The 14,706-nt window shown below is 65.8% G+C and carries 11 protein-coding genes and 1 pseudogene; 9 read left to right on the top strand and 3 right to left on the bottom strand.

Features of this window, described 5'->3' with window-relative positions; genetic code table 11:
- The first annotated feature begins 4 nt into the window (after positions 1-4).
- The 6 genes and pseudogenes from ATY02_RS23600 to ATY02_RS23580 all read left to right on the top strand — a co-directional run bounded on the left by ATY02_RS23600 (position 5) and on the right by ATY02_RS23580 (position 8,261).
- Entirely contained in the window at positions 5-1,420 is a 1,416-nt protein-coding gene (locus ATY02_RS23600) for a Y-family DNA polymerase (RefSeq protein WP_068581133.1), read from the top strand.
- Positions 1,417-4,569, top strand: a complete 3,153-nt coding sequence (locus ATY02_RS23595; protein ID WP_068581130.1) for an error-prone DNA polymerase — start codon at positions 1,417-1,419, stop codon at positions 4,567-4,569. The genes ATY02_RS23600 and ATY02_RS23595 overlap by 4 nt, the downstream gene beginning before the upstream one ends.
- A gap of 6 nt (positions 4,570-4,575) precedes the next feature.
- Positions 4,576-4,759: pseudogene (locus ATY02_RS36200) on the top strand (hypothetical protein); the annotation flags it as partial.
- Between the two features lie 198 nt (positions 4,760-4,957).
- Positions 4,958-5,224 carry a DUF1652 domain-containing protein gene (locus ATY02_RS23590; RefSeq protein ID WP_068581125.1) on the top strand — a complete coding sequence of 89 codons (267 nt, stop codon included), beginning with the start codon at positions 4,958-4,960 and terminating at the stop codon, positions 5,222-5,224.
- A 105-nt stretch (positions 5,225-5,329) separates the two neighbouring features.
- Complete coding sequence (locus ATY02_RS23585; RefSeq protein WP_164823710.1) at positions 5,330-7,891, top strand: excinuclease ABC subunit UvrA; 2,562 nt, start codon at positions 5,330-5,332, stop codon at positions 7,889-7,891.
- Positions 7,892-8,027: 136 nt separating this feature from the next.
- Entirely contained in the window at positions 8,028-8,261 is a 234-nt protein-coding gene (locus tag ATY02_RS23580; protein ID WP_068581180.1) for a DUF465 domain-containing protein, read from the top strand.
- Between the two features lie 164 nt (positions 8,262-8,425).
- Here ATY02_RS23580 and ATY02_RS23575 read toward each other — a convergent pair whose 3' ends face one another.
- Together ATY02_RS23575 and ATY02_RS23570 are read right to left on the bottom strand one after the other, a co-directional pair.
- The gene (locus ATY02_RS23575; protein WP_068581182.1) at positions 8,426-9,535 is read right to left on the bottom strand and encodes an SMP-30/gluconolactonase/LRE family protein; all 1,110 of its coding nucleotides are present in this window, start codon (positions 9,533-9,535) and stop codon (positions 8,426-8,428) included.
- 25 nt (positions 9,536-9,560) lie between these two features.
- Positions 9,561-10,730, bottom strand: a complete 1,170-nt coding sequence (locus tag ATY02_RS23570) for an SRPBCC family protein (protein WP_068581185.1) — start codon at positions 10,728-10,730, stop codon at positions 9,561-9,563.
- A gap of 85 nt (positions 10,731-10,815) precedes the next feature.
- On the opposite strand from ATY02_RS23570, the gene ATY02_RS23565 reads away from it, so the two are divergent.
- Entirely contained in the window at positions 10,816-11,733 is a 918-nt protein-coding gene (locus ATY02_RS23565; protein WP_068581188.1) for a LysR substrate-binding domain-containing protein, read from the top strand.
- A 162-nt stretch (positions 11,734-11,895) separates the two neighbouring features.
- A complete protein-coding gene (locus tag ATY02_RS23560; protein WP_083235766.1) occupies positions 11,896-13,113 on the top strand; it encodes an EAL domain-containing protein in 1,218 nt (405 codons plus the stop codon).
- Between the two features lie 10 nt (positions 13,114-13,123).
- Here the strand turns inward: ATY02_RS23560 and ATY02_RS23555 are convergent, their stop codons facing one another.
- A complete protein-coding gene (locus ATY02_RS23555; protein ID WP_068581191.1) occupies positions 13,124-13,597 on the bottom strand; it encodes a hypothetical protein in 474 nt (157 codons plus the stop codon).
- Between the two features lie 164 nt (positions 13,598-13,761).
- On the opposite strand from ATY02_RS23555, the gene ATY02_RS23550 reads away from it, so the two are divergent.
- Positions 13,762-14,667: a LysR family transcriptional regulator gene (locus ATY02_RS23550; RefSeq protein ID WP_068581193.1), complete on the top strand. Its 906-nt coding sequence runs from the start codon at positions 13,762-13,764 to the stop codon at positions 14,665-14,667.
- Positions 14,668-14,706 lie beyond the last annotated feature (39 nt).

Here is a 14,706-nt window from a genome sequence, read left to right as displayed (position 1 = left end):
CGACATGCGCTGGGTGTGCATCCTGTTCCCGCAATTGGCGCTGGACGCGGTACTGCGTCAGCGCGCCGAGCCCCAGGCGCCGTTGGCGCTGCTCAGCGGCAGCCCGCAACGTCGAGTGATCCAGGCGGTGAACGACGCCGCCCGCGAGCTGGGGTTGCGCCCCGGGCAATCGCTGACGGCCGCCCAGGCCCTGGCCCAGGATTTCGCCTGTGCCGAGTACGATCCCCAGCAGATCGATCACTGGCAGCAGTTCCTTGCCGCCTGGGCCTATGGTTTCAGCTCCCAGGTCAGCGTGGCCTATCCGCGCACCCTGGTGCTGGAAATCGAATCGAGCCTGGGCCTGTTCGGGCCCTGGCCACAGTTGCAGGCCCGGCTGCGCCAGGAACTGCAGGCCCTGGGCTTTCGCCACCGTATCGTCGCTGCGCCTAACCCGGCGGCGGCCCGGGTCCTGGCCAACGCCTACGATGGCCTGGCGGTGGCCGACCAGCAGGCCTTGCACCAGGCCCTGGGGCCGATACCCGTCAAGCGCCTGGGACTGGCACCGGAGCAGGCCACGGCCTTGTCGCGCATGGGCGTGCGCAGCTTCGCGCAACTCTATGGCCTGCCGCGCCAGGGCCTGGCCCGGCGTTTCGATGGCGGCTTGCTCAGGCAACTCGATACCCTGCTTGGCGAACGTGCGCTGGGGCTGGCCTTCTACCAGCCGCCGGATCGTTTCGACCTGCGCATCGAGCTGAACTTCGATGTGCAGTCCCACCAGGCGCTGCTGTTTCCCCTGCGTCGCCTGACCGCCGACCTGGCGGCCTTTCTCTGTGGTCGCGACAGCGGCGTGCAGCGCTTCGTCCTGCACCTGGAGCACGCTGAAGGCGCCGACACCCTGGTCCCGGTGGGGTTGCTGGGTGCCGAGCGCGACCCGGCGCTGCTCTTCGAGCTGGCCCGTGGGCGCCTGGAGCAGATCCAGGTACCCGCGCCGGTGCGCAACCTGCGCCTGGTGGCCGAGGACCTGCCACTATTCGTGCCTCGGCATACGGAGCTGTTCGAGGAGCGGCCACAGCAGAACCTGCCCTGGGAGCAATTGCGCGAACGGCTGCGGGCACGCCTGGGAGACGATGCGGTACAGGGCCTGGGCTATCGCGCCGACCACCGCCCGGAGCTCAGTTGGCTGCCCCAGGCCGACCCACGGCCGTGCCCGGCCAACCCGGGCTTGCGCCGCCCAGGCTGGTTGCTCACCGAGCCCCAGCCACTGGACGAGGGTTCGGTGCAGATCGTCATGGGCCCGGAACGCATCGAGTCCGGTTGGTGGGACGGTGCCGATGTGCGCCGTGACTATTACCGAGTCCAGACTCGCACCGGCCAGCAGGGCTGGGCTTATCGCCAGGTGGGCGAACCCGGGCCGCTGCTGCTGCAAGGCTGGTTCGCATGAGCGGCTACGCCGAGCTGCATTGCCTGTCCAATTTCAGCTTCCAGCGTGGCGCCTCCAGTGCCCGGGAGTTGTTCGAGCGCGGCCGGGCCCTGGGCTACCAGGCCCTGGCGATCACCGACGAATGCACCCTGGCCGGTATCGTGCGGGCCTGGCAGGCCGCCCGCGAAACTGGCTTGAAGCTGATCGTCGGCAGTGAGATGCAGGTCGAGGAGGGCCCGCGCCTGGTGCTGCTGGTGCAAGAGCTGGCCGGCTACCAGGCCCTGTGCCGGCTGATCACCCAGGCCCGGCGCCGGGCCGAGAAGGGGTGTTATCGCTTGTTGCGGGAGGATTTCGCCGAGCCCTTGCCCGGGTTGCTGGCGTTGTGGCTGGTCGATGAGAAAGGCGATGAGAAGGACGACCCCGATGCGGCGTCCTGGTTGTGCCAGGTGTTCCCCGGGCGGCTGTGGCTGGCGGTGGAACTGCATTGCGGCCAGGACGATGCCCGGCAGTTGCAGCAACGCTTGGCCCTGGCCCGGCAACTGCGCCTGCCAGCGGTGGCCTGTGGCGATGTGCACATGCATGTGCGTGGGCGCCGGGCCCTGCAGGACACCATGACCGCGATCCGCCACCACCTGCCGGTGGCCGAGGCCGGGCAGCGCCTGTTCGCCAATGGCGAGCGCCACCTGCGGCCGCTGCCGGTGCTGCAAGGCCTGTACCCCCAGGCGCTGCTCGATGAGTCGCTGGTGATTGCCGAGCGCTGCCGCTTCGACCTCGGCCAGTTGCGCTACCAGTACCCTCGGGAGCTGGTGCCCGAGGGCCACGACGCCGGTTCCTGGCTGCGGGTCCTGGTCCGTGAGGGGATTGCCCGGCGCTGGCCCACCGGAGCCCGGCCTGGGGTGCTGGCGCAGATCGAGAACGAATTGCAGGTGATCGGCGAGCTGGGCTACGAGAGCTACTTCCTCACGGTGCATGACATCGTCGCGTTCGCCCGCGAGCGGCACATTCTCTGCCAGGGCCGGGGCTCGGCGGCTAACTCGGTGGTGTGTTTCGTCCTGGGCATCACCGCGATCGACCCGGATCGCTCGGTGATGCTGTTCGAGCGGTTCCTGTCCAAGGAGCGCAACGAGCCGCCGGACATCGACGTCGATTTCGAACACGAGCGCCGCGAAGAGGTGTTGCAGTACGTGTTCCGGCGCTATGGCCGGCATCGTGCGGCGTTGACGGCGGTGGTCAGTACCTATCACGGCGCCGGGGCGGTGCGCGACGTGGCCAAGGCCCTGGGCCTGCCGCCGGACCAGATCAATGCCCTGGCCGCCTGCTGTGGCCGCTGGAGCGATAGTGCGCCTGATCTCGAGCGCCTGCGCGAAGCCGGTTTCGACCCCGAGAGCCCGTTGCTGCGCCGGGTCCTGAGCCTGACCGGGCAGTTGATCGGCTTTCCCCGGCACTTGTCCCAGCACCCCGGTGGCTTCGTGATTTCCGAACAGCCCCTGGACAGCCTGGTGCCGGTGGAGAACGCCAGCATGGCCGAGCGCACGGTGATCCAGTGGGACAAGGACGACCTGGACATGGTCGGCCTGCTCAAGGTGGACATCCTCGCGCTGGGCATGCTCAGTGCCATCCGCCGTTGTTTCGACCTGATCCATGACTACCGTGGCCAGCGCTATACCCTCACCAGCATTCCCAGCGAAGACCCGGCGACCTACGCGATGATCGGCCGGGCCGATACCATCGGCGTGTTCCAGATCGAGTCGCGGGCGCAGATGTCGATGCTGCCCCGGCTCAAGCCGAAGAAGTTCTACGACCTGGTGATCGAGGTGGCCATCGTCCGCCCCGGGCCGATCCAGGGCGGCATGGTCCACCCTTACCTGCGCCGGCGCGATAAAAAGGAACCGGTGACCTATCCCTCGCCAGCACTGCAAGAGGTGCTGGTGCGTACCCTGGGGGTGCCGCTGTTCCAGGAGCAGGTGATGCAGATCGCGGTGGTGGCGGCCGACTACACCCCGGGCGAGGCCGACCAGTTGCGTCGTTCCATGGCGGCCTGGAAGCGCCATGGTGGCCTGGAGCCCCATCGCCAGCGCTTGCTCAAGGGCATGACGGGCAAGGGCTACAGCGAGGAGTTCGCGGCGCAGATCTTCGAGCAGATCAAGGGCTTTGGCAGCTATGGTTTTCCCGAGTCCCATGCCGCCAGTTTCGCCCTGCTGACCTATGCCAGCTGCTGGCTCAAGTGCCATGAGCCGGCGGCCTTCGCCTGCGCCCTGATCAACAGTTGGCCCATGGGGTTCTACAGCCCGGACCAGATCCTCCAGGACGCTCGCCGCCATGGCCTGGAAGTCCGCCCGGTGGACGTTCGAAGCAGCGACTGGGATTGCAGCCTGGAGCCGATCGCAGGCCCGTCCGGGCCCGCCCTGCAGATCGCGGGTGCAGGGCCGTCGGACGCTGTCGCTTGCGCGGCCTCCGACCAGCCGGCCCTGCGCCTGGGGCTGCGGATGATCAAGGGTTTTCGCCAGGAGGACGCCCTGCGTATCGAGCAGGCTCGGGGCCAGCGGGCCTTTGTCGACGTCGCCGATCTGGGGGAGCGGGCCCGGCTCGATCTGCGTGCCCTGGAGCTCCTGGCCGATGCCGGGGCCCTGCGAGGCCTGGCCAGGGACCGCTTCCAGGCACGCTGGGAGGTGGCGGGAGTGGAGAGGCAGCTGGGCTTGTTCGCCGACCTGCCCGCCCGAGAAGAGGCGCCGGTGAACCTGCCCCGGCCCAGTGTCGGCGAGGACTTGTATGCCGATTACCACAGCCTGGGCACCACCCTGGGCCCGCATCCCCTGGCCTTGCTCCGGCCGCAGCTTACGGCCCGGCGCTGCCGCAGCTCCCGCGATTTGCAGGGGCTGGAGCATGGACGTTCGGTGAGCGTGGCCGGGATGGTCACCGGGCGCCAGCGTCCGGGCACCGCCAGCGGAGTGACCTTTGTCACCCTGGAGGACGAGTTCGGCAATCTTAATGTCGTGGTCTGGCGCGATCTGGCCGAGCGCCAGCGCCGGGTGCTGGTGGGCGCGCAACTACTGCGGGTCGACGGCACCCTGGAGGTCGAGGGCGAAGTACGCCACCTGGTGGCCGGGCGCCTGTGCGACCTGACCCCGCTGCTGGCCGGGATCAAGGTGCCCAGCCGGGATTTTCACTGAACGACCAAGAGCGCCGACCTCACCGCCTGGCCAAGAACCAGGTCCCGCCGATCGCGGTGCTGTTCACTTCGGGACATACCCACGACATGGCTTCGCGCAATCACCTGCTCAGCCCGGACACGCACTTGCCGAGCAGCCCTATGGCCCTGGGGAACTGAGCACGGTGTTGCGTTCGTTGCCGGGTTCCTGATGGCGCCAATGTGAAGCAGCGCATAAAAACGACAGGCTCCGACGACAAATGGGCTCCGGCCTTCTACTCTGTACCAAGTTGAATGAATTTGTACTGTTTTACCGATGCCCAAGGACAGGGACACCCAGTGCCTGGTCCCCATAACGATAGGTTTGTCTTGCGCGGTTTTTCCTTCGAACCCCTTTGGATTCCTTGCCTGTGATTTCCACTCTTGAACTGCGCAGAATCGTCGAGACCAGTTTCCTGCCCTTGCATTGCCAGTGCACCGTAGGCCATGACGGCGCCATGACCGTGCGTATCTGCGATCCGTCCAGTGGCCGGGTCGATCTGTTCGTGACCGGGATCGCCACCCGCGACTTGACCAGCGCTCGGGCTATCGGCGAGCTGATTGCCGAGCTGCGCTACGATCTTCGGCACACCGGCCTTACGGAGGAGCAGGGCGGTCGACGCTCGAGGGAGCGCTGAAGACTGGCCGAGGCGTTAATGGGCCTGCCCCGGGACCTGGGGATTGTGTGATGATCGGCGCTCGGCGCCCCTCACATCTTGCGGTTTCCCAGACAAGGCAGGTCCATGACGTCTACGCGTAATCTTCCCCCTGAGCCCCAGGCCAGCCAGCTGCCTGAGCACTGTTCAGGTTTTGTCCGGGTACGGGGTGCCCGCGAGCACAACTTGCGTAATGTCGACGTGGACATTCCCCGGGATGCATTGGTGGTATTTAGCGGGGTGTCCGGTTCGGGCAAGTCATCCCTGGCGTTCTCGACCTTGTATGCCGAGGCCCAGCGCCGTTACTTCGAGTCGGTTGCGCCTTACGCCCGGCGCCTGATCGACCAGGTCGGGGTGCCGGATGTGGACCGTATCGATGGCCTGCCACCCGCGGTGGCCCTGCAACAGCAGCGCGGCAGCCCCAGCACCCGCTCCTCGGTAGGCAGCGTGACCACCCTGTCCAGCCTGGTGCGCATGTTGTACTCCCGGGCCGGCAGCTATCCGCCCGGGCAGTCGATGCTGTATGCCGAGGACTTCTCGCCCAACACTCCCCAGGGCGCCTGCCCGCAGTGCCATGGCCTGGGCCGGGTGTACGAGGTCGATGAAGCGAGCATGGTCCCCGACCCTTCGCTGACCATTCGCCAGCGCGCGGTGGCCTCCTGGCCCCTGGCCTGGCAGGGGCAGAACCTGCGGGACATCCTGGTGACCCTGGGTTATGACGTGGACATCCCCTGGCGCGAGCTGCCCAGGGAGCAGCGCGACTGGATCCTCTTCACCGAGGATACGCCCACGGTGCCGGTGTACGCCGGGCTGACTCCCGAGCAGACTCGCCAGGCCCTGGCACGCCAGCAGGAGCCCAGCTACATGGGTACGTTCAGTGGGGCCCGACGCTACGTGCTGCATACCTTCGCCCACACCCAGAGCGCGCTGATGAAAAAGCGCGTGGGGCAGTTCATGCGTGGCAGTCCATGCCCGTTGTGCGAAGGCAAGCGGCTCAAGCGCGAGGCGCTGGCGGTGACGTTCGCCGGGATGGATATCGGTGAACTGGCACGCATGCCGCTGCTGCAACTGGCCGAGGTGCTCAAGCCCGTGGCGGCTGACGCCGGGGCGCCACGGGGTGTGATGCCGTTGTCGCCGGAGAAGCGCCTGGCGGCGCAACGTATCGCCCAGGACCTGCTGGAGCGGGTCGGTTCCCTGATCGACCTGGGGCTGGGCTACCTGGCCCTGGAGCGCAGTACCCCAACCCTGTCCCCTGGCGAGTTGCAGCGCCTGCGCCTGGCGACTCAGCTGGGGTCGCAACTGTTCGGTGTGATCTATGTGCTGGACGAGCCTTCGGCGGGGCTGCACCCGGCGGATGCCGAAGCCTTGTTCGAGGCCTTGCAGCGGCTCAAGGCCGCAGGCAATTCATTGTTCGTGGTGGAGCATGACCTGCAGATCATGCGCCGGGCCGACTGGCTGGTGGAGGTCGGCCCGGCCGCCGGCGAGCGTGGTGGCCAGGTCCTGTACAGCGGGCCACCGGCGGGGCTTGCGGCCATCGAGGCCTCGCAGACTCGCCGTTACCTGTTCGCCGAACAGCCTGCGCCTCGGCGTCCGGTACGCGAGCCCCAGGGCTGGCTGCGCCTGGAGGGCATCACTCGCAACAACCTGCAGGCACTGGATGTCGAGTTCCCCTTGGGGTGCTTCATCGCCGTGACCGGGATCTCCGGTTCCGGCAAGTCGAGCCTGGTGAGCCAGGCCCTGCTGGAGTTGGTGGGTGCCCACTTGGGCCGGGAGCCGGACGGCGAAGAGGCACCGGAGCTGGATTTGCAGGACGATGCACCCATCGGCAGCGCGGGGCGGATTGCCTCGGGCATGGAGCGGATCAAGCGCCTGGTGCAAGTGGACCAGAAACCCATCGGCCGCACGCCACGCTCGAACCTGGCGACCTACACCGGTTTGTTCGACCAGGTGCGCAAGCTGTTCGCAGCCACTCCTGAGGCCAGGGCCCGGGGCTATGATGCCGGCCAGTTCTCCTTCAACGTCGCCAAGGGCCGTTGCCCGGCCTGCGAGGGCGAAGGGTTCGTCAGTGTCGAATTGCTGTTCATGCCCAGTGTCTTTGCGCCGTGCCCGACCTGTCAGGGCGCGCGTTATCACCCGCAGACCCTGGAAGTGACCTGGCAGGGCCTGAACATCGCCCAGGTATTGCAACTGAGCGTCGAGCAGGCCTTGCCGGTATTCGCCGAGCAACCGGGGATCCGTCGCGCTCTGCAAGTGTTGCACGACATCGGCCTGGACTACCTGCGCCTGGGGCAGCCGGCTACCGAGCTGTCCGGCGGCGAGGCGCAGCGCATCAAGCTGGCGACCGAACTGCAACGCAATGCCCGCGGTGCCACCCTCTATGTGCTGGACGAGCCCACCACCGGCTTGCACCCCCGGGATGTGGACCGCCTGCTGGAGCAACTGGACAAGCTGGTGACGGCAGGGCATAGCCTGGTGGTGGTCGAGCATGAGATGCGCGTGGTGGCCCAGGCCGACTGGGTCATCGATATCGGTCCGGGGGCGGGGGAGCAGGGAGGGCGCCTGGTGGCCAGTGGTACGCCGGAGCAGGTGGCCAGGCACCGCGGCAGCCGTACCGCGCCATTCCTGGCCGCTGCGCTGGGGCAGAATTGATCCAGGACAGCCAGTGGCGACGAACGGTTACCGCTGGTCTGATTGGCGGTCGACAGACCGAGGGAGCCAAGGCCATGCTGACAACTGGCAGGGGCGCGATGACGCCCGTGCTACCGATCAACCACGGAGGTGTTCCATGCCGGTGACCCACGACCTTTACCAGGACCTGAGCTGCAGTAAAGAAGACATTCAGCAGCGTCGGGCCCAGGACCCCCACTTGAATGCGCTGTTCGATAAATACACCAGCATCGATGACCAGGTGCTCGAGGCCGAAGCCGCCGCTGCCGCAGATGACGTAGTTAGGAAACTCAAGGAAAGACGCCTGCTGATCAAGGACGAGATCTCCGACAAACTCACCGCCCGCTCCTGACCTCCTGCCCATCGTGCCTGTGGCCCGGGCCACAGGCGCGCGTAGTTGCTTGCCTTCCACGATATGGCCGGCTGCTGCAGCCGCTGCCAAGCCTGTGCCAAGATCCACAGGCTCTTCAACGAATCCGAAAGCGCCGCGTCCCCGCGATAGCGGTTACACGAAGCTCAGCGCTCGGCCGTCAGGGCCTGTTGCAGTGGCAAACGCGCCATGTGCCGGGCGGTCAGGGAGCCCAGGTACAACGCATCGCCATATTCACGCACCGTGGTGATCGGCGAGTAGTTGCCGCTCGTGCCGTCCTGCAGGTTGGCAATGACCCGGCCCTCGGTGTCCAGGCCCACGACGAAGCCGCGCTTCTCCACCGGCTTGGGCAGCACTTGCATGGCCCGCACCAGCATCTTGCGCACATAAGGGTACGGGGCTGTGCCGTCCAGCAGCGGATTGCGCGGTGCATACAGGGCTACCCAGAAACGGTCGCGGCCATTGAAACTGAGGTTGTCCGGCAAACCCGGCAGGTTATCGATGAACAGGTCGTGCTGGCCTGCCTTGTCGCCCTTGAGCCAGTAACGGCTGATGCGATAGGCACCGGTCTCGTTGACCAGGACAAAGCTTTCCTGCGGCCCCAGGGCGATGCCGTTGGCGAATTCCAGGCCGTCCAGCAGGACCTCGGTCCGGCCGTTCTGGAAGTCGTAGCGCAGCAGGCGGCCATCGCCGCCGTGCTCGATCACCGCTTCACCGTCGCGACCGTAGCCCCAGCGACTGCTGGCATCGCTGAAATAGGCATAGCGCCCGGCGGCATCCACCGCGACATCATCGGTGAAGCCGAATTTCAGGCCATTGGCCTCGCTGCTCAGGGTCTGTAGCTGGCCCTGGTTGTCCAGGGCCAGCAGGCCCTTGATGGCGTCGGCGATGATCAGCCTGCCGTCGGGATGGCGAGCCAGGCCCAGGGGCCGACCACCGGTGTTGACCAGCACCTTGAGGCTGTTGCCGTCCAGGCTGGTCTGGACCACCCGGCCATCGTGCAGGCCGGTGATCAACTGGTCGTTTTCCAGCAGTAGCGCCTCGGGCCCGGCGATATCCCGGGCACCGACTGCCTGCACGGCCTTGAGCTTCTGGTTCTCGGCGAACGGGCCCTGGCTCAGGGAGGGGGCCGGCGCCGGATTCCAGGCCACCGGCTGGACCTTGGTCGGTGCCAGCAACAGGAAGGCCAGGATGGCGATGACCAACAGCAGGATGATCCGGCCGGGGCCGAAACGGCGAGGGGCGATCTGATTCATGCAGTGACTCCTGTCTGTGTGCGGTTCAGGACGGATGGCCTGCCGTGACGGTGGGCTCCAGGGCGATGGCTTGCTGAGCCATGTTGCACAATGCCTGCATCGAGGCGGCAGATTCCCGTTCTATCCGTCGTTTGAATAACAGCCGATTACCCAAGCGCATCAGCAGGTTGTCGAAACGGTACTCCAGGGTGCGCACGAAACGGGTCTGCTCGGCCGCCAGGGGCTGGCATTCGTAGGTGACCTGCAACCATAGACCATGATCGCCCCGGGCAGTGGCCCGCCAACGCTGTCCAGGCAGGTACTCCTCGACGCGCCAGCTCAGGTGGCCATGGCGTCCTCCGGCATGGATGTCTTCCTCGAAGCCCTGGCCGCCTGCCAAGGGGCCCTCGGCGCCCTCGACCTTGAGCGACGAGGGATGCCACTGCGGCCAGCGCCGTGGGCTGGCGGCATAGGCCAGGGTCAGGGTGCTGCTGCGGGGGATGTCGACCTGGTGCTGCATGCGCGTCATGGAGGTCGCTGCACTGGAGGAGGATTCCGGGACGTCTTGCGCTTGCCAGTACAGGGTGCCGAACAGCCAGTCCATCAGCGGCAGGACGATGTTGAAGTTGCGCTCCTGCATCAGCTCGCGACGATGATGCAGTTCGTGCAGCTGACGCATCTGGCGGATCCAGGGCAGGCGTGCCAGGGGGTGGCTGGCCGGCAGGTGCTCGCAGGCGTGGAAGACCTCGTAGGCCAGGTAGCCGATCAGCGTGCAACTGGCGAACAGCGCCGCGACATTGGTGTTCCACAGGCTCAACAGTGCCCACAGGGGCAGGGCGAACAACAGGCTGTGGAGCACGATCAGCCAGGCCGGGAACAGGATGACCCGCCAGTCCCGGAAACCTTCGTAGGCCATCAGGCCCGGTGTGAAGAAGCTGTGGTGATCGCCGGTATGCCGGGCGTAGAACATCCGGGCAAACCCCTGTTTGTGATGCCCCAGCCAACGGTGCACCACATAGATGCACAGGTTGAAGAACAGCAGCGCCAATGGCACTGCCAACCATTCCAGAGGCTGTACCCGATCCAGGGTGCTGCACAGCAGGGCGATGCACAACACGCCATAGGCCAGGACAAAACCGCCGTGCAGCCAAGGGTTGTAGCCTGGGCTGACCGCGGCCCGGTATTGCTGGCGAAAGTGCTGGATGGTTTCTCGCACGGCGGTGCTCCCGTTGTTTTTATTGACTGCAGCCTAGCGCCGGACGAATTATCCAGCCAATGGATAGTTGGAATGAGCATTATTCATGAAGCTGAATGTGCAGCGCCTGGACCTCAACCTGCTGCGGGTATTCGATGCCCTGATGCAGGAACAGAACCTGTCCCGGGCCGCGGTGCGGCTGAACCTCAGCCAGCCGGCGGTGAGCAATGCCCTGGCGCGTTTGCGCCGGCACCTGGATGAGCCGCTGTTCATCCGCACTGCCCGGGGCATGCAGCCCACTTCCCGGGCCCAGAGCCTGCACATCGCCGTGCGCCAGGCCCTGCACCTGCTGCAACAAGGCCTGGACCCGTCCGCCGCGTTCGATCCGGCCGCGGCCGATCAACTGTTCACCCTGTCGATGAACGATTACGCCCAGGCCCGCTTGCTGCCGGCACTGTCCCAACGCTTGCAGCAAGTGGCGCCCCGCATCCGCCTGGCGGTACGCAGCGATAGTGCCGACTCGCTGGCCGCCTGGTTGAGCGCGGGCATGCTGGATCTGGCCGTGGACTACCTGTATTTCGACAATCCGGACCTGTGCTACCAACCCTTGCTGGAGGAACAACTGGTGGTGATCGGCCGCGCCGACCACCCGGCCTTTACCCCGGAGCTGGACCTGGCGGCCTACCAGGGCTGCCAGCATGTGGCGATTCCCGATCGGGGCGGGCGAGGCTCGCCCCTGGAGATCGTCCTGGGATCAGCCAGGGTCCAGCGCCAGGTGCAACTGTTCGTACCCAACTACCTGAGCATTCCGCTGATCGTGGCGCAGTCCGATCTCCTGGGGACGGTACCGCGGCACCTGGCCGAGCACTTCGGCGCCTTGCTGCCGATCCGCATGGCCAGCCTGCCGTTGCTGGCCGCGCCGGTACAGGTCAGCCTGATCTGGCATCGCCAGCAACAACAGGCGTTGGGGTTGCAGTGGTTGCGAGGCGAGATCGGCATGCTTTGCGGTGTGACGGCGAGCTAGACCCTTGACCTTCGTACTGGTGGGAGGCGTGGCCCGGGCTGTTCAAGGGCGTAGGGACAAGGGCGAGCAAACCAAGAAATTTCTCACTTTTATTCAAGAATTGTCTTGAGTGCCCCCGGGATTGCGTTGGCTAGCATGAGTTTTTTCCTGGAGTTGCAGGTCATGTCGCTAGTGAGCGTGCTGTTGTTGTGTTCGAACGCTTTGCGGGTCCAGCGATTTTCGGGACTGTTCTCCAGCACCGGGGTTGCCCGGGTCCAGACGATCACCTGGGACAGCGACTGGAACCGTCTCCCCCCAGCCGGACCAGCCCCGGACCTGGTGATTTGCGACTCGCTGCCCTCTGCCGTGGCCATTCCCTATCTGCGCCGGCTGTTCGAGCACTACGGCTTTTTTTCCATGATCGAGTGCGAGGCACTGGAGGCCCCGGTTCGCTGGGGGCTGGCCAATTTCCGAGGGTATTCGGGCAAGCATTACCTGGGCAGCTACAAGGACCTGGAGATCGCGCAACTCCATGAACTGCTGCGCAAGGCGGTGCTCGTCAAGCACAAGGTCGCGAGCCGCAGGCGTGACCGGGTGCCAGTGGACAAGGAGCCCTTGACGCAATCGGAAGTGCTACAGGCTTTGCAGTCGCATCAGATCGTTCCCTACTTCCAACCGCAGGTGTGCCTGAAGAGCCGACGTATCACCGGGGTCGAGACCCTGGCTCGCTGGTCGCACCCCGAGCACGGTGTCTTGGGACCGAAGTCATTCCTGGCGCTGCTCGATGACCCCGAGCACCATCGCCAGCTGTTCGATTGCCTGCTGCTCCAGGGCCTGAAACTGCAACGGCAGTTGTCGACGCGGATGCCCGGCAATGACCTGGTGTTTTCCTACAACATCGAAGCCTGCCAGTTGTGCGATCCCGATTTCGCCAGGCAAGTGCTGCTGCAGGTTGGCGCGGCCGGGGTCCCTGCATGGCAGCTCGCCCTGGAGGTTACCGAGCGTGAAGCACTGGTCCTGGACCTGCCAGGCATCGAGAACATCAGCCAACTGGTGAAGGGCGGAGTACGGCTGTCCCTCGATGACTTCGGCACGGGGCATTCCTCGATCTTGCGTCTTGCCCAGATCCCCTTTGCCCAGGTCAAGCTCGATGCCGGGTTCATTGGCAATGCCCTGGGAACCAAGGAAACAAGAATCATCGAAGCCGTGGTTGCGTTGGCCCGAGCCCTGGACGTAGAGCTGGTGGCCGAAGGGGTGGAGAGCGACAGGCAGCTGACGCATCTGCGGCGCCTTGGGGTTGATGTCGCCCAGGGCTATCTGTTCTACAAGCCGATGGATGGCGCGACCCTGTTCCAGCTCCTGCAGGGGCAGGGCAGAGCACGCCAGGCTCCGGGACCTTGAACGAGGCGTCTCAAGGTGCCTTCAACATCACATAGGCTTCGCCGCCACGGCGATCGTGCATGAGCAGGAAGACCTGTCCGCCGATGGTGAGCCGGGCAGGCAGGCTTTGCTCTACCGGGGTACTGGAGAACTTGCCGGCGACACCGAGAAATTGCTGGGTCAGCGAGTTGTCGTTCTGGGTCGGCGTGGTCACCGCGCATTCCTTGTTGGCTCGTACCTGGACCCCCAGTGTCTGGTCCTGGTTCATGCCCATCATGGCAAAGCCGGCATCGCTCAATCCACCGATGCCATGCTCACGGGCAGCGGTCTGGGCCCCGGCGAAGGAGGGGGCGGATTTCAGGCAGATATCGCGAAAGGCCAGGATCCCGGCGGAGGTGACCGTAGGCTCCGGATCGAGCTGGCGGGTGATGCTGCTACAAGCGCCAAGCTGTGCCAGGGCGGCGAACAGCGTGGCAAACAGGGCGGTGCGGGGCAGGGGGTTCATGGTCGGTCCTCGGGCGCGGCAGGGCTGTCTAGCAGGTTAGGCAGCGCAGGCTGGTAGATCAATGTTTGCGGCGTGACTCTCCCTGGTCATAACGCCTTGGCTACCCGCGCTGGCGCAGTATTTGCCTGTTTCCCCGATCCGTTCAGCGACAGGGATCGATAGCCATGCAATTACGCGCGTTGCGTTACTTTCATGAGGTGGCCCGGTGCGCCTCCTTGCGCCAGGCGGCGGAGCGCCTGTACGTGACTCCCACGGCCGTGAGCCGGCAGATCGAACAGCTGGAACACTTCTTCGGCAGCGCCCTGATCGAGCGCGGCCCCCGGGGGATTCGCCTGACGGTGGAGGGCGAGTGCCTGGCCGAGCAAGTGGCCTCGACCTTGCGCGGCTTCGACCAGGTCCGCGATGTGATTGCCAGTCGGCAAAGCCAGGTCGCCGGTAACGTCAGTATCCATGTGTCGGAAAGTATCGTTTCCAGTGTGCTGGCTCCGGTGCTGGCGGCGTTCTATCGCAATCACCCCAAGGTGACCTTCAATATCGTGATCGCCAGTGCCGGTGCCACCCTGGATGCCCTGTGCAGTGGCGAGGCCGACCTGGGCCTGGCCTTTTACCTGCAGGAACGTGCCGAGGTGGAGGTGACCGCCCAGTGCCAGTTGTGGCACCGGGTGCTGGTCAGCGCCGAGCACCCGTTCGCCCAGCGCCCAAGCATTCGCCTGGAGGATCTTGAAGACCAGCCCCTGGCGATTCCCGGCTCGGCCTATGGCGTGCGCCAGGCACTGGAAGGGGCGGCGAAGAAGCGTGGGGTGAACATCCTGCCGGTTTTCACCACCAGCTCCCTGGAAGTGCAAAAAAGCCTGGCGCGCCAGCGTGCAGCGGTGCTGATCCTGCCCCAGGTGGATGCCGAGGCTCGCGACCTGGGGGATGGCCTGGTGGCTGTGCCGATCGACGATGAGCACCTGGAGCGCATCCGTGTCGATCTGTGCGTGTATCGCAATCGCCCGTTGTCGGTGGCCACTCTCCAGTGCCAGGCGATGCTCGCCCGGGCCATGCAGCATCACGCCCTGGCCGACTGACCGGGCAACCTGCTGCCGTGCTCGGGCGTTGCCTTGCGG

The sequence above is a fragment of the Pseudomonas sp. BIOMIG1BAC genome, from assembly GCF_001705995.2.
Lineage (GTDB): Bacteria > Pseudomonadota > Gammaproteobacteria > Pseudomonadales > Pseudomonadaceae > Aquipseudomonas > Aquipseudomonas sessilinigenes.
The sequence above is the reverse complement of the archived record's forward strand: the minus strand, read 5'-3'. Positions and strand labels throughout refer to the sequence as shown.

Excerpts from the sequence above, each read along its gene's own strand:
- ATY02_RS23600 (WP_068581133.1), top strand. The coding sequence starts at position 5 with ATGCGCTGGGTGTGCATCCTGTTCCCGCAATTGGCGCTGGACGCGGTA.
- ATY02_RS23595 (WP_068581130.1), top strand. The coding sequence starts at position 1,417 with ATGAGCGGCTACGCCGAGCTGCATTGCCTGTCCAATTTCAGCTTCCAG.
- ATY02_RS23585 (WP_164823710.1), top strand. The coding sequence starts at position 5,330 with ATGACGTCTACGCGTAATCTTCCCCCTGAGCCCCAGGCCAGCCAGCTG.
- ATY02_RS23580 (WP_068581180.1), top strand. The coding sequence starts at position 8,028 with ATGCCGGTGACCCACGACCTTTACCAGGACCTGAGCTGCAGTAAAGAA.
- ATY02_RS23575 (WP_068581182.1), bottom strand. The coding sequence starts at position 9,535 with ATGAATCAGATCGCCCCTCGCCGTTTCGGCCCCGGCCGGATCATCCTG.
- ATY02_RS23565 (WP_068581188.1), top strand. The coding sequence starts at position 10,816 with ATGAAGCTGAATGTGCAGCGCCTGGACCTCAACCTGCTGCGGGTATTC.
- ATY02_RS23560 (WP_083235766.1), top strand. The coding sequence starts at position 11,896 with ATGTCGCTAGTGAGCGTGCTGTTGTTGTGTTCGAACGCTTTGCGGGTC.
- ATY02_RS23555 (WP_068581191.1), bottom strand. The coding sequence starts at position 13,597 with ATGAACCCCCTGCCCCGCACCGCCCTGTTTGCCACGCTGTTCGCCGCC.
- ATY02_RS23550 (WP_068581193.1), top strand. The coding sequence starts at position 13,762 with ATGCAATTACGCGCGTTGCGTTACTTTCATGAGGTGGCCCGGTGCGCC.